The sequence below is a fragment of the Nocardia sp. NPDC051030 genome (genome assembly GCF_040683015.1).
Lineage (GTDB): Bacteria > Actinomycetota > Actinomycetes > Mycobacteriales > Mycobacteriaceae > Nocardia.
The window spans coordinates 623,720-637,408 of the sequence record NZ_JBFBCD010000001.1 but is presented as its reverse complement, the minus strand read 5'-3'; the positions used below and the strand labels follow the sequence as shown (position 1 = coordinate 637,408).

14 protein-coding genes are annotated in these 13,689 nt (G+C 66.9%); 8 read left to right on the top strand and 6 right to left on the bottom strand.

What is annotated here, in order from left to right; all coding sequences use genetic code 11:
- Positions 1-322 precede the first annotated feature (322 nt).
- On the bottom strand, positions 323-1,570 hold the full coding sequence (locus tag AB0N05_RS02950; RefSeq protein ID WP_364686805.1) for a M23 family metallopeptidase: 1,248 nt from the start codon (positions 1,568-1,570) through the stop codon (positions 323-325).
- A 560-nt stretch (positions 1,571-2,130) separates the two neighbouring features.
- Between AB0N05_RS02950 and sucC the strand changes: the two genes are divergently transcribed.
- The 6 genes from sucC to purH all read left to right on the top strand — a co-directional run bounded on the left by sucC (position 2,131) and on the right by purH (position 9,805).
- On the top strand, positions 2,131-3,297 hold the full coding sequence (sucC, locus tag AB0N05_RS02945; RefSeq protein WP_364686802.1) for an ADP-forming succinate--CoA ligase subunit beta: 1,167 nt from the start codon (positions 2,131-2,133) through the stop codon (positions 3,295-3,297).
- 14 nt (positions 3,298-3,311) lie between these two features.
- Positions 3,312-4,226: a succinate--CoA ligase subunit alpha gene (sucD, locus tag AB0N05_RS02940; protein ID WP_364686799.1), complete on the top strand. Its 915-nt coding sequence runs from the start codon at positions 3,312-3,314 to the stop codon at positions 4,224-4,226.
- Between the two features lie 356 nt (positions 4,227-4,582).
- Positions 4,583-5,584, top strand: coding sequence for a DUF5336 domain-containing protein (locus tag AB0N05_RS02935; protein ID WP_364686796.1), 1,002 nt, complete (start codon positions 4,583-4,585; stop codon positions 5,582-5,584).
- A 233-nt stretch (positions 5,585-5,817) separates the two neighbouring features.
- Complete coding sequence (locus AB0N05_RS02930) at positions 5,818-7,350, top strand: DUF6350 family protein (protein WP_364686793.1); 1,533 nt, start codon at positions 5,818-5,820, stop codon at positions 7,348-7,350.
- A 224-nt stretch (positions 7,351-7,574) separates the two neighbouring features.
- Positions 7,575-8,231 (top strand): phosphoribosylglycinamide formyltransferase, encoded by a 657-nt coding sequence (purN, locus tag AB0N05_RS02925; protein WP_364687453.1) that lies wholly within the window; start codon positions 7,575-7,577, stop codon positions 8,229-8,231.
- Positions 8,228-9,805 (top strand): bifunctional phosphoribosylaminoimidazolecarboxamide formyltransferase/IMP cyclohydrolase, encoded by a 1,578-nt coding sequence (gene purH, locus AB0N05_RS02920; RefSeq protein ID WP_364686790.1) that lies wholly within the window; start codon positions 8,228-8,230, stop codon positions 9,803-9,805. The genes purN and purH overlap by 4 nt, the downstream gene beginning before the upstream one ends.
- 100 nt (positions 9,806-9,905) lie before the next feature.
- On the opposite strand, the gene AB0N05_RS02915 is transcribed toward purH, so the two are convergent.
- Positions 9,906-10,373, bottom strand: a complete 468-nt coding sequence (locus tag AB0N05_RS02915) for a hypothetical protein (RefSeq protein WP_364686787.1) — start codon at positions 10,371-10,373, stop codon at positions 9,906-9,908.
- 205 nt (positions 10,374-10,578) lie between these two features.
- Here AB0N05_RS02915 and AB0N05_RS02910 point away from each other — a divergent pair, with 205 nt between their 5' ends.
- Positions 10,579-11,142, top strand: a complete 564-nt coding sequence (locus AB0N05_RS02910) for a LysM peptidoglycan-binding domain-containing protein (RefSeq protein WP_364686784.1) — start codon at positions 10,579-10,581, stop codon at positions 11,140-11,142.
- A gap of 104 nt (positions 11,143-11,246) precedes the next feature.
- Here AB0N05_RS02910 and rpsR read toward each other — a convergent pair whose 3' ends face one another.
- From rpsR to rpmB, 4 genes are read right to left on the bottom strand one after another with little or no spacing between them, the layout of a single operon-like run.
- A complete protein-coding gene (rpsR, locus tag AB0N05_RS02905) occupies positions 11,247-11,504 on the bottom strand; it encodes a 30S ribosomal protein S18 (protein WP_364686782.1) in 258 nt (85 codons plus the stop codon).
- 36 nt (positions 11,505-11,540) lie between these two features.
- On the bottom strand, positions 11,541-11,846 hold the full coding sequence (gene rpsN, locus AB0N05_RS02900; RefSeq protein ID WP_364686779.1) for a 30S ribosomal protein S14: 306 nt from the start codon (positions 11,844-11,846) through the stop codon (positions 11,541-11,543).
- Position 11,847: 1 nt separating this feature from the next.
- On the bottom strand, positions 11,848-12,018 hold the full coding sequence (rpmG, locus tag AB0N05_RS02895; protein WP_067533445.1) for a 50S ribosomal protein L33: 171 nt from the start codon (positions 12,016-12,018) through the stop codon (positions 11,848-11,850).
- Positions 12,019-12,029: 11 nt separating this feature from the next.
- Entirely contained in the window at positions 12,030-12,266 is a 237-nt protein-coding gene (gene rpmB, locus AB0N05_RS02890) for a 50S ribosomal protein L28 (RefSeq protein WP_364686775.1), read from the bottom strand.
- A gap of 111 nt (positions 12,267-12,377) precedes the next feature.
- Here rpmB and AB0N05_RS02885 point away from each other — a divergent pair, with 111 nt between their 5' ends.
- The gene (locus AB0N05_RS02885; protein WP_364686772.1) at positions 12,378-13,688 is read left to right on the top strand and encodes a GTP-binding protein; all 1,311 of its coding nucleotides are present in this window, start codon (positions 12,378-12,380) and stop codon (positions 13,686-13,688) included.
- The last annotated feature ends 1 nt before the right edge of the window (position 13,689 follow it).

The following is a 13,689-nucleotide window of genomic DNA, read 5'->3' as shown; positions in this document are numbered from 1 at the left end:
CCTACTGAGTGTTTCGAGTCTTGTTCTCGAGTCTTTTCATCTCTTTCTCGTCCGGGCGCCCTTGTCTTTTGTCTTTCATCTCTTGTCTTTTGGGGTTTGGTCCCGGAACGGGACCACAACCTTTCAGCCAGGCCGGGACGAGAGGTAACGGCTCCCAAAGGGGGAGCTCAAGCCGGGTACGGCACGCGACGCCACCACGCAATATCCGTATTGCCGTGCGCTTCGGTCACGAGCTGCCTGAGTCGGTGTTTTTGACCGGTGCAGTAATTACCGGCGATGGCCGAAGGCCGAGCCGGGCAAGGGGTTAGCGCTGGATTGATGGTCAGTCGCGCTGGATACCGAGCGAGATACCGCGGGAAGCCAGCCAGGGCAACGGGTCGATCTTGTCGACGCCATTGAGCCAGACCTCGAAGTGGCAGTGGGGGCCGGTCGAGAAGCCTCGGTTGCCGACTGTGGCGATCTGGTCTCCGGCGATGACGCGCTGGCCCGCCGAAACGACAGCCGTGTCGATGTGGCCGTAGATGGTGACAGTGCCGTCATCGTGAAGCAGTCGCACCCACATGCCGAAACCTGATGCGGGACCGGCTTCCAAAACCGTGGCGTCGGCGACCGCGTAGATCGGGGTGCCGATAGGGGCCGCCACGTCGACGCCCAGATGCTGGACGCCCCAGCGGATGCCGAAGCCGGAGGTGAAGTTGCCGTTCGCGAACTTGGTCCACAGTGGGCGCAGTTTCGCGGATTCGGCGGCGGCGATATCGGCCGCGTACTTCTGGCCCTTTTGCAGGATGTCGTTGAACTGGTCGATATTCGGTGCGCCGGTCGCGCCCAGGACCTGCGGCGAGCCGGAGCTGTCGAGGGCGATGGTCTCATTGCCCGCGATGTCCTTGACCTGAGCCGCGGCCTGGAAGTCGACATTGTCGGCCGGGGTGGTGCTGGATTCGATACCGGCCTGTCCCGCGGCGACCACGGCACCGGCGGCGACGGCCACCACGGCGGCGCGGCCCTTCAGTGCGGCGGGCGGAGCTGGAAGGCGGTGTGCGCCACCCGAACGGCGACGGCTGCCCGAGCGGGTCGGGCGCGGCGTGTCGGAATCCTTCTCGGGCTCCGGCTGATCGAGGCGTGCCCCGTCACCGGAGAACTGAAGTTTTTCGCCACTGGCGGACCGGAAGCTGTAGACCGGCCGGTAGTCGCCGGAGGGCGACGGGTCGGCGGTGGGATCCCAGTTCACCCGCGACTGGTGCGCCCAGTCGCTCGGGTTGGGGGCGGCCCAGCCATCCGTGTGGGGGCCATTGTCGTTCCAGGAGTCGGCAGGAGCGGAGTTCCACTCGGACTGCGGTTCCCAATTCTGCTGCGGCTGCCATTGATCGCCGTTCCAGGCATTCTCGGCGGGCGCGTCCCATGACTGTCCGGCGTCCCAGGACCGCGCGCCGTCCCAGTCGCCGTGCGACACATTGGAGCGGGTGGTCTGGGGGGCGTCGAAATAGGTGGCGCCACCAGCGTTTTCGGAGTCCTCACGGTAACGGTGGCCGTGGCGGGCGCCGTGGGGCGAGGAGAAGGGATCGTCGCTCATCGGAGCTGACCCTCGGAGTTCTGCAAAGCCGACGCGCCGTTCTCTTCAATACTGAAGCCGGAGCGGCTCTTCACCTGCGGAGCGCTGTGCTGCGTCAAGCCTGCCGTCCTCCTGTCGTGACCGGGTTGTGACATCGACCGCATCGACGGTAACGAAACGATTGCGGGTCAGCAAGCGATGGACCTGGTTCGGCGCAAACGTGTGACATTCATCACCTTGCCGCCAGGAATCTACTCACTGTGCTTGGGGTATCCAAGTGAGCTTTGTCAACGACGTTATGTAGTAGTCGGTATCACTCTCCGGGATTCCTGTGGTCTACCTGGCTCGGCGTCAACAAGCTACTCGCGAGTAGCCTTACGCTGCGGTTTTGGGAGCACGGAGACAGTACCGTGACCTGCGCCACTTAGGCTGTATGCGGCTGATTTCGGCTTCGTGTGACTGATTAGAGTCCGACCCGACCCGCTGGCCTTTTCGAGCGACCTGCACGCAGTCGCTACGGGGCCGACAACGGGCCGCCAACCCAGACGTTGTCACAACAACGCAGACGAGACGGTGAGTACATGGATCTCTTCGAATATCAGGCGAAGGAACTCTTCGTGAAGCACGGAGTGCCTTCGTCGGAGGGCCGCGTCACCGACACGGCAGAGGAAGCGCGAGCGATCGCCGAGGAAATCGGCAAGCCCGTAATGATCAAGTCGCAGGTCAAGGTCGGTGGCCGCGGCAAGGCCGGTGGCGTGAAGTACGCCGCCACCCCGGATGACGCGTTCACCCACGCCCAGAACATCCTGGGCCTGGACATCAAGGGCCACATCACCAAGAAGATCTTGGTCGCCGAGGCGAAGGACATCGCCGAGGAGTACTACATCTCCTTCCTGCTCGATCGCTCCAACCGCACCTACCTGGCCATGTGCTCGGTCGAAGGCGGCATGGAGATCGAGGAGGTCGCGGTCAACTCCCCCGATCGCCTCGCCAAGGTCGCCGTCGACGCCGTCAAGGGTGTCGATCTCGCCTTCGCCCGCTCCATCGCCGAGCAGGGCCACCTGCCCGCCGAGGTGCTCGACGCCGCGGCCGTGACCATCCAGAAGCTGTGGGAGGTGTTCGTCAAGGAGGACGCCACCCTGGTGGAGGTCAACCCGCTGGTTCGCACCCCCAATGACGAGATCCTCGCCCTCGACGGCAAGGTCACCCTGGACGAGAACGCCGAGTTCCGCCACGCCGATCACGCCGCCTTCGCGGACATCGACGCGACCGATCCGCTGGAGCTCAAGGCCAAGGAGAACGACCTCAACTACGTCAAGCTCGACGGCGAGGTCGGCATCATCGGCAATGGCGCCGGTCTGGTCATGTCGACCCTGGACGTCGTCGCCTACGCCGGTGAGAACCACAGCGGCGTCAAGCCCGCCAACTTCCTCGACATCGGTGGCGGCGCTTCGGCTGCCGTCATGGCCGCCGGCCTCGACGTCATCCTGGGCGACGCTCAGGTCAAGTCCGTGTTCGTCAACGTCTTCGGCGGCATCACCGCCTGTGACGCGGTCGCGAACGGCATCGTCGGCGCTCTGCAGACCCTGGGTGCCACGGCCTCCAAGCCGCTGGTCGTCCGTCTCGACGGCAACAAGGTCGAAGAGGGCCGCAAGATCCTCGCCGACTTCAACCACCCGCTGGTGACTCTCGCTCAGACCATGGACGAAGGCGCCGACAAGGCCGCCGAACTGGCCGCCGCCAAGTAAGGGACAGAACCAATATGTCTATCTTCCTGAACAAGGACAACAAGGTCATCGTCCAGGGCATCACCGGCGGCGAGGGCACCAAGCACACCGCACTGATGCTGAAGGCCGGCACCCAGGTCGTCGGCGGCGTCAACGCCCGCAAGGCCGGCACCACCGTGTCGCACGTGGACAAGGACGGCAACACCGTCGAGCTCCCCGTCTTCGCGACCGTCGCCGAGGCCATGGAGAAGACCGGGGCCGACACCTCGATCGCCTTCGTGCCGCCCGCCTTCTCCAAGGACGCCATCCTCGAGGCCATCGACGCGGAGATCCCGCTGCTCGTGGTCATCACCGAGGGCATCCCGGTGCAGGACTCCGCGTACGCGTGGGCCTACAACGTGGAGAAGGGCAACAAGACCCGGATCATCGGCCCGAACTGCCCCGGCATCATCACCCCGGGCGAGTCGCTGGTCGGCATCACCCCGGCGACCATCGCGGGCAAGGGCCCGATCGGCTTGGTCTCCAAGTCCGGCACCCTGACCTACCAGATGATGTTCGAGCTGCGGGACTTCGGTTTCTCCACCGCCATCGGCATCGGCGGCGACCCGATCATCGGCACCACCCACATCGACGCCATCGAGGCGTTCGAGAAGGACCCCGAGACCAAGCTGATCGTCATGATCGGTGAGATCGGTGGCGACGCCGAAGAGCGTGCCGCGGCCTACATCAAGGCCAATGTCACCAAGCCGGTCGTCGGCTACGTCGCGGGCTTCACCGCTCCCGAGGGCAAGACCATGGGCCACGCCGGCGCCATCGTCTCCGACGGTGCGGGCACCGCCCAGGGCAAGAAGGAGGCCCTCGAGGCCGCGGGCGTGAAGGTCGGCAAGACCCCGTCCGAGACCGCCGCCCTGGCGCGCGAAATCCTCGAGAAGGCCAGCATCACCGCCTGATAACAGGTCGCTCACGACGCACGAGCGAGGCGCGCTGCGAGCACAGCGCGACTCGCTCCCCGCGAGCCTTCGAAGGCCGCTTGCCGCATCAGGCAGGCGGCTTTCGCCGTGTATCTGCCAAGGTGACAACTGATTTCGTGAGGTCCGGGTAACTCACCGGGTACGTCTAAAATTGGTGTGGCACCCGACCGCACCATGCGTACCCAACGCCAACGGCTCTCAGCCGTGCACAGAAGTCTCGGGGCGGCGAGCCAGGTATTGCGGTCCGGTGTCGGCGGGTGGTACATGGTGCCACTGGTCGTCAAGTGCAGTAGCGTCGTGGAGAGTTCGTGAACGCTTCGATAGGAGACGACGACATGTCATACCCGACCGGGGGCTCGGGATATAACGCGCCCCAGCCGACGCCTTCCAATGCACCTGGCTACGGCGCGCAGCCTTCGGGCGGTCCCGCTGCCGGTGGGAGTGCGGCGTCGATCGCGGGCAAGGGCCTGCCTTTCTTCCTCACCGTCGGCGTGGCCGCGCTCGGTGTGATCAACTTCCTGCTCGGGTTCACGCCCTTCCTGAAGGAGAGCGGCCGGGGCAGCGAGACGCTGAGCTTCTTCGCCTACATCGGCAGCACCGGTGCGCTCATCACCTTCCTGCTGCTGGGTGGACTCCTGGCCGGACTGTCCCTGCTGCCCAAGCAGAATCTGCTGCCGGTGGCCGCGGCGGTCTCGCTGGCCGGATTCCTCGGCATCATGTTCGTGGCCTTCAGCGTCGACAGCGCGTTCATGACCGGATCCACCCTCGGGTGGGGTTTCTGGATCGTGCTGTTCCTGTCGTTCGTGCAGACTTTGGTCGCGATCGGTGCGGTGCTGTTCGAGGTCGGCATCATCAAGGCCCCGGCTCCGAAACCCGCTGCGCCGCAGGGTGGTTACGGTCAGCCGTTCAGCCAGAGCGGATCGCAGTACCAGCAGCCGTCGTTCGGCCAGCAGGGTGGCTACGGCCAGTCCGGCCAGGCGCCGTCCTTCGGTCAGCCCGCCCAGCAGGGTGGTCAGCCCGCGGGTTACGGCAGCGGTTCGTACCAGCAGCAGCCGTCCTACGGTCAGCAGCAGCAGCCCGCCGGATACGGCACCGGTTCGCAGCCGACCTATGGCCAGCAGCCGTCGCAGCCTTCGCAGCCGTCCTACGGTCAGCAGCCGGGCGGTTTCGGCCAGCAGTCCTACGGCCAGCAGCCGGGTAGCGCGGACGCGACCCAGCACTTCGGCAGCCAGCCCGGGCAGCGTCCGGCCCAGCCGTTCGGTGGCGAGCAGTCCTCCGATCCGGCCGCCGATGCCACGCGCGCCTTCCGCCCCGGACAGGACGACCAGAACAAGTAGTCGTCTCCGGACCTCGGATCGAATATCGAACGGCCCCTGGGAGATCCTCCCGGGGGCCGTTCCATTTCTTTGATTCAACACCGCTGGATTCGACACCGCTTGATTCGGCACCGTTTTGATTCGGCACGGCTTCGTTCTGGGTCCGTCCAGCCCTGTTCACCCCTGCGCGTCGCGGCCGGTCGGTCGGCGCGCCTGACCCCCTGGTTTCGATGATGCTGCCACGCTGGTTGTCCATGAGTGCCCCGAAAACTGCCCTCGCTCGCCTGAGCAACCGGGCCGAGCTCGACCGGGATTCCCGCCCGCGGGCCGAGTCCCGGCGGGGTCGGCCGCGCCGCCCGGTGCGCGGGGACTCCGGGGACGGCGGCGGTTTCGGATCGCTGACTCCCGAGCGCGCCCGGGTGCTGCTGATCGTGGCCGCCCGCGCCTCCTGCATCACGCTGCTGCTGATCTTCGCGATCGTCTACGGCACCCTGTTCGCGGCGGGCAGCGGCATGGTCGGCTCGTCCGGGGCCATTGCCGCGAGCTGGCTTGCGGTGCATCAGATTCCGCTGGTGATCGGCAAGACCGGCATCGGGCTGTGGCCACTGCTGCCGACCGCACTGATGTTGTGGCTGGTGGTGCGGGATTGCGCCCGCGCCGCCGAACCCGAGTGCACGCGAGCCGATCTCGGCTGGATCGCGGGCGCGGCCGTGGGCGGGCCGCTGCTGATCACCGCCGTCTGCCTGGCCGTCGCCGACGACGCCTCGGGCGTGGTGGCGCTGCAACCCCCGAATACCTCCCTGGCCTTCGCCTGGGTGATCGGACTGCACCTACTAGCCGCGGCACTGGGTATCGGTTCGCGGCGCTGGCGCGATTTCACCGACCTGCTGCCGATTCCCCTGCCGCACTGGGTGGTTCCGGGCCTGCGCGCCGGGGTGCGCAGCGTGGGACGACTGCTGGCCGCGGCCGCCGCGCTCACCCTCTTCTCGTTCCTGGCGCATTGGTCGCGAATCGGCGACACCTACCATTCCGCCGGGAACTTCGTCGGCGTCCTGGGTTTGACCTTGCTGTCCCTCGCCTATCTGCCGAATGTGCTGGTGGACGCGGCGAGCGTGCTGCTCGGCGGGCAGACGCACATAGGGCCGGGATCACTGAGCCTGTTCGACATCCAGGGCGCGCCGGTGCCCGCCCTGCCCCTGGCCGCGGCCGTGCCGTCCGGACCCGTGGCGGGCTGGTGGATCGCGCTGCTCATCGTGCCCGCGGCGATCGGCGTGCTCGGCGGCCTGGATTGTGGCCGCACCTCCGGCGACCGGATCACCGCACCCTGGGCGACGTTCACCTCCGCCGCGGTCGCGGCCGTGCTGCTCATGCTGCTGGGCGTGGTGGCCGGGGGAGACCTCGGCACCTTCGGCTGGATCGGCCCGAACATTCTGATCTCCGGCGTGCTGGCGTTCATCTGGTTCGCGGTGGCCGGGTATGTCGGCATGCTGGGCGCGCGGTGGTTCCTGCCCGCGGCAGTCGGCGCGGCGGCCTACGACGACGACGAGTATTACGACGACGACTACGAGACCGCCGAATACGACGATTATGACGGCGAATACGAGGACGACTACTACGAAGACGACGCTGACGACTACTACGACGACGTAGACGACGCCCCGCACCGCACGGTCGAGGTGGACGGCGAACTCCTGGAGGAACAGCCCGCCCTCGCCACCGCGCCACACCGTGAATCAGGCGACGAATCAGAGATCCTCGACGCCGAAGTGGTGGAAGGCGACGACTGATTTCGTGAGGTCCGGGTAACTCATCGGGTACCACCAAAATAGTTTCGGCACCTTGCCGCAGGCACGCATGCAGGACTGCCAACGGCACCTGAGCCGGGCGCTGAAGTCGCGGGGAGGCGGAATGTGCCCTGCCGGAGAGGTAGCAAGGGGACGGTCGCTAGTCTTTAGGCGGTGGTTTCGCCGCCGCCGTCCCCATTCCCGCCCCGAAAACAGGGAGTAGTGCGCTGACGTCCACGCCCGCCCAGCTGCTACCGCCGACCGCGCCCGCGACCATTGTCGTGCTGGCCTCCGGCACCGGCTCGCTGCTGCGTTCACTGCTCGAAGCGACTCGGCAGCCGGGCTATCCGGCGCAGGTCATCGCCCTCGGAGTGGATCGGGAATGCGCCGCCACCCGGCATGCGGAGGCCTTCGACATCTCGACCTTCGAGGTCGCGCTCGGTGATTTCGCGAGCCGCGCCGAATGGGATGTCGCGCTGACCGAAATGGTCGACATGTTCCAGCCCGACTTCGTGGTGTCCGCCGGATTCATGAAGATCCTCGGGCCCGCGTTCATGGATCGCTTCCGCGGCCGCATCATCAATACCCATCCCGCGCTGCTGCCCGCGTTCCCGGGCGCGCACGGGGTGCGGGACGCGCTCGCCTACGGGGTGAAGGTCACCGGTTCCACCGTGCACCTGGTCGACTCCGGCGTCGATACCGGGCCGATCCTCGCGCAGGAGGCGGTCGCGGTGCTGCCCGAGGACGACGAGGACTCGCTGCACGAGCGCATCAAGGTTGTCGAACGCCGGCTGCTGGCGGAGGTCGTCGCGGCCGTCGCCGAGCGAGGCATTGTCTCCGATGGACGAAAGGCTGTAATTCCAGATGAGCGAGTTCTGCGGTGAGTGAGCGCAAGCCGATCAAGAGGGCCCTTGTAAGCGTCTATGACAAGACCGGTCTGATCGAGCTGGCCTCCGGCCTGCACGCCGCCGGGATCGAGCTGGTGTCGACCGGTTCGACCGCCGGGAAGATCGCCGACGCGGGCATCCCGGTCACCAAAGTCGAAGACCTGACCGGTTTCCCGGAGACCCTGGACGGCCGGGTCAAGACGCTGCACCCGCGCGTGCACGCCGGCATCCTCGCCGACACCCGCCGCGAAGAGCATGTCGACCAGCTCGTCGAGCTCGGCGTCGAGGCCTTCCAACTGGTGGTCGTGAACCTCTACCCGTTCACCCAGACCGTGGCCTCCGGCGCGAGCATCGACGAATGCGTCGAGCAGATCGATATCGGCGGCCCGTCCATGGTGCGCGCCGCCGCCAAGAACCACCCGTCCGTCGGCGTTGTCGTCTCCACCGGTGATTACGCCGAGGTGCTCGAGGCCGTGCAGGCCGGTGGTTTCACTCTCGCGCAGCGGACCGCGTTGGCCGCCAAGGCTTTCCAGCACACCGCCACCTACGATGTGGCCGTCGCCAGCTGGATGACCAGCGTCGCCGTCCCGGCCGTCGCCCCTGCCGAAGCCGAAGGCGCGCAGCGCTTCCCGGAGTGGATCGGCGCGACCTGGAACCGTGATTCGGTGCTGCGCTACGGCGAGAACCCGCATCAGGCCGCCGCGCTGTACACCAGCGAGTCCGGTCGTCCGGGCCTGGCGCAGGCGAAGCAGTTGCACGGCAAGGAAATGTCGTACAACAACTACACCGACGCCGATGCCGCCTGGCGTGCCGCCTACGACTTCGACGAGCCCGCGGTCGCGGTGATCAAGCATGCCAACCCGTGCGGCATCGCCGTCGGCGCGGATATCGCCGAGGCACACCGCAAGGCGCATGCCACCGACCCGGTCAGCGCGTACGGCGGCGTGATCGCGGCCAATCGCGAGGTCTCCGTCGAGATGGCCGAGCAGGTCGCCGAGATCTTCACCGAGGTCGTCGTGGCCCCCGGCTACGCCAATGGCGCGGTGGAAGTGTTGCAGCGCAAGAAGAATGTGCGCGTGCTGATCGCCGATCCGGCCCAGCGCAAGGGCCCGGAGCTGCGTCCGGTCAGCGGCGGCGTGCTGCTGCAGGACCGCGACATCCTGGACGCCGAGGGTGACAGCGCGGCCAACTGGACCCTGGCCGCGGGCGAGGCCGCCGACGAGGCGACCCTGCGCGATCTCGAATTCGCCTGGCGTGCTTGCCGTGCCGTGAAGTCCAACGCCATCCTGCTCGCCGATGCGGGCGCGGCGGTGGGTGTCGGCATGGGTCAGGTCAACCGGGTCGACTCCTGCAAGCTGGCGGTCGAGCGCGCCGGTGACCGCGCCAAGGGTTCGGTCGCCGCGTCGGACGCGTTCTTCCCGTTCTCCGACGGCCCGCAGATCCTGGTCGCCGCCGGGGTCCGCGCCATCGTGCATCCGGGTGGTTCCATCCGCGACAAGGACACCATCGACCTGTGCCGCGAGGCCGGTGTCACCCTGTACCTGACGGGTTCGCGCCACTTCGCCCACTGAGTCCGAGCGTCTTGGGGCGCAAGGCATTCGAGTAGAGCCGGGGTGTGATCGCTACTGCGATCGCACCCCGGCTCTGCTTTTTTGAGCTGCTTACGTGAAACTAGCTGGCGCTCACGACTTTCCGGTCGCCCAGCGGCGCTTTGAGCTGGATCTCGAGCGTGCCGAAGACGATGTTCATCGTGCACATCTTGCCGACCGCATCGGCGCGGGTGCCGCCCCGCAATGCGATGGTGACCGTTTTGTCGGTTTCCGTGGTGGTGGCGTCCACGCCGTAGCACTCCGGCGATCCGGTCTGGAAGTTCACCGCGATCTTGTCGGGGCCGACGCGGGTCCAGCTGTCGAACGAAATCGGGTGCGGGCTCACGATGGTCGGGTCGGCGGTGAAGGTGCGGCCGACGCTGCCGCCCGGTGCCTCGGTGGGCTGCGCGGCGGTCGTGGTGGCGGAAGCCGCACTCGTCGTCTTCGCCTGATCGCCGCCATTGTCGGAGTTTCCGCAGGCCGCGAGGGTTACGCTCAGTAGCGCGACGCAGGCGGCTGTGGTCGAGCGAAGTAACCGATTCCCGTGCATGGCGACAACCCTAACGGTCCGACCGGTCGGAGCCGTTGTGACGGTGTGGCGAATATCTAGCGACAGCGAGTCAAATTATCCGGGGACTCGGCGCGTAATCCCTGCGCGTGTCCGGTTCTGGCCAGTAACCTCGATTCAGATGTTGCGAATGAAGTTCCGTGCCATCGGCTTTACCTGATGATCCCCCCTCCGGAAAGGACCCACCGTGGGCGACTCGTTGAAAGTCGGCGAAGAACTCGGTCTGGGAGAGTCGCTCAAGGGCGGCGCTTACTCCCTGACTCTGCAAGATGATGGCAACCTCGTGTTGTCCGAGCCCGACGGCAATGTGGTGTGGTCGACCCTCACCCACGGCCAGGGTGTCAACCGCGCCGTGCTGCAGGACGACGGCAACTTCGTGGTCTACAAGTCCGACGGTGGCGCGGCCTGGTCCACCGAGACCAATGGCAAGGGCGCCGATCGCCTTGTCGTGCAGCCTGACCGCAATGTCGTGCTGTACGCCGGTGACGGCAGCGCCGTCTGGTCCAGCGGCACCCAGACCGACAACCCCCTCGCTGCCCCGGAGGAGCCGGTCACCCAGGCCGCCGCCGTCGAGGACGCACCCCCGCCGCCGCCCGCCGCGCAGACCTACACGGTCGAGCCGGGCGACACCCTATGGGCGATCGCCGAGCGCTTCTACGGCGACGGCAACCGCTACCAGCAGATCGCGGACGCCAATGGAATCCCCGACCCGGATTCCATCAATGCGGGCCAGGTCCTCACGATCCCGTGAGGTGAGGTAGTGGGGGTGCGCCCCCACACTCCTGATAGTAAAAGTGCCCCCGATGCGAAAGCATCGGGGGCACTTTGCTTTTGGTCCCCTCTGGAGACGCGCCGCTACTTGGTGCTCGTGAACGGGAGCAGCGCCATCTCGCGGGCGTTCTTCACCGCGACGGCGACCTGACGCTGCTGCTGCGGGGTCAGACCCGTCACGCGGCGGCTGCGGATCTTGCCGCGGTCGGAGATGAACGTGCGAAGCAGGTTCACGTCCTTGTAGTCGACGGTTTCGACGCCGGCGGAGATGAGGGGATTCTTCTTGGGACGTCGGGCCTGCTCGGCGCGGACCTTCTTCGACGGTGCTCGCTTCACTGCCATGTCAGCGGTTCCTTACTCACGAGATCTGTGGGTTCTTTACCAGCTCGATTTGTGTACACCGGGCAGCTCTCCCCGATGAGCCATCTCACGCACGCGTATTCGTGAGAGGCCGAACTTCCGGAGATGTCCGCGCGGGCGTCCGTCCGCGGCGTCCCGATTGCGCAATCGTACCGGACTGGCATCGCGCGGAAGCCGTGCCAGGGCGGCCTGCGCGGCCTCCCGCGCCTCGTCCGAACTGGAGGGTTTGCGGATGATCTCCTTCAGTTCCGCGCGCCGATCGGCATAGCGGGCGACGATCTTTTTGCGCTCTTCGTTTTTGGCAATCTTCGACTTCTTGGCCACGTCAGCGGTCCTCGCGGAAGTCGACGTGCTTGCGGACGACGGGGTCGTATTTGCGCAGCACCATGCGGTCGGGATCATTGCGCCGGTTCTTGCGGGTGACGTAGGTGTACCCGGTTCCGGCGGTGGACTTCAGCTTGATGATCGGTCGGATATCGGTCGACTTCGATGCCATCGTCAGCTCCTTCAGATCTTGTCGCCGCGAGCGCGAAGCCGGGCGACGACCGCTTCGATGCCGTCGCGGTCGATGGTCTTGATGCCTTTGGCGGAGACCCGCAGCGTGATGCGGCGGTCCTCACTGGGTAGGTAGTAGGTCTTGCGCTGGATATTGGGGTCCCAGCGCCGGTTGGTCCGCTTGTGCGAGTGCGATACGGACTTGCCGAAGCCCGGCTTACGGCCGGTGACCTGGCAGATGGCCGACATGGGGACTCCCTTCCGGTTCTTACTGTTGATGACAATCGTTTTCGACAACGAACTTATTCCAAGGTACAGTCCGTTCTCGGTAAATGAAAATCGTTGTCGAAAGGGGGACCGGTGGAGTCCCAGCTCAGCTCGAACGGGCCTGACCGACGCAAGCCCGTGCTGGTCGTCGCGGGCCTCCCGGGCCGCGCCGCCGACGGGGTCGAACGGGCCGCCCGCCTGCTCTGCGATGAACCGGGCACCGCGGTGGTGCGGCACGATCTCGGCGAACTGCGGCAGGGCGTGGTGCGCCGGACCGTGCGGATCGACGACCGCGAGACCGAGTCCGTGCTCGAGCTCGCGCACGGCTGTGTGTCGTGCACTCTGCGCGCCGACCTACTGCCGTTCCTGTGCCTGCTCGCCGAGCGGGATTCGGTGCGGCGCATCGTGCTCGCGCTCGATCCGGCCTTCGAGGCCGAGGCGGTGTGCCAGGCCATCACTGATGTGGCGGTGTCCGGCGTGGTCGGCCGCGTGGACGGCCCGGCCGGGCGCAGCGTGCGCATCGAGGCCGTGCTCACCTGCCTGGATGGCCGGGATTGGCTGGCCGATGCCACCGGCGACGAGACCCTGGCCGAACGCGGTCACGCCACGGCCGAGGATGAGCGCACCATCGCCCAGCTGGCGGTCGGGCAGGTCGAATTCGCCGATGCCCTGATCGGTTTCGATGCGGGGACCGATCCGGAGGAGCGCATGCGCACCGCCGCGGTGCTGGCCCGGCTCGCCCCGCGCGCACCGATCGCCTGGGCCGATCAGCCCGGCATGCTCGGGGCCGCGGATCTGACCTGGCTGCTGCGCCGGATTCCGGAGGACGCGCGACGGGGCGAGGCGTTCGATCCGCACGTGCCGCTGCTGCGCGGCATGCCGCCGCTGGAATCGGATTGCGGTGTGACGCTGCTGGAATTCGCCACCGATCGCCCGTTCCATCCGGATCGTCTGCATTCGGCGATCGATGTGCTCCTGGACGGCGTGGTGAGCGCGCGCGGCCGGGTCTGGCTGGCCACGCAGCCCGAGGAGGTGGTGTGGCTGGAGTCCGCGGGCGGCGGTATGCGGGTCGGCGGGGCGGGAAAGTGGCTGGCCGCCATGACTCCCGGGGAACTCGAGCAGGCCGATCCGGAGCGCCGGATCATGGCCGAGCTGGGCTGGCATGAGCACTTCGGCGACCGGCACACCTCGCTGGTGGTCCTTGTCCACGAGGCCGATGCGGACGAGATCCGGCATGCCCTGCACTGGGCGCTGGTCGATGCGGACGAGCTGCGTCAGGTGCGGTTCGCGCCGGAGCGGGTGGCGCTGTGGCAGGACCCGTTCGGTGAGCAGCACGAGGAGCCGTGCGACACAACAAGATCAACTACGGCCGGTGACGGAAGTTCCCGCCAGCACGAAAGGTGAT

Coding starts and splice junctions, on each gene's coding strand:
- sucC (WP_364686802.1), top strand. CDS start 2,131: ATGGATCTCTTCGAATATCAGGCGAAGGAACTCTTCGTGAAGCACGGA.
- AB0N05_RS02915 (WP_364686787.1), bottom strand. CDS start 10,373: ATGCACGGGAATCGGTTACTTCGCTCGACCACAGCCGCCTGCGTCGCG.
- AB0N05_RS02930 (WP_364686793.1), top strand. CDS start 5,818: ATGAGTGCCCCGAAAACTGCCCTCGCTCGCCTGAGCAACCGGGCCGAG.
- sucD (WP_364686799.1), top strand. CDS start 3,312: ATGTCTATCTTCCTGAACAAGGACAACAAGGTCATCGTCCAGGGCATC.
- rpmG (WP_067533445.1), bottom strand. CDS start 12,018: ATGGCATCGAAGTCGACCGATATCCGACCGATCATCAAGCTGAAGTCC.
- rpsR (WP_364686782.1), bottom strand. CDS start 11,504: ATGGCAGTGAAGCGAGCACCGTCGAAGAAGGTCCGCGCCGAGCAGGCC.
- AB0N05_RS02950 (WP_364686805.1), bottom strand. CDS start 1,570: ATGAGCGACGATCCCTTCTCCTCGCCCCACGGCGCCCGCCACGGCCAC.
- AB0N05_RS02935 (WP_364686796.1), top strand. CDS start 4,583: ATGTCATACCCGACCGGGGGCTCGGGATATAACGCGCCCCAGCCGACG.
- rpmB (WP_364686775.1), bottom strand. CDS start 12,266: ATGTCGGCCATCTGCCAGGTCACCGGCCGTAAGCCGGGCTTCGGCAAG.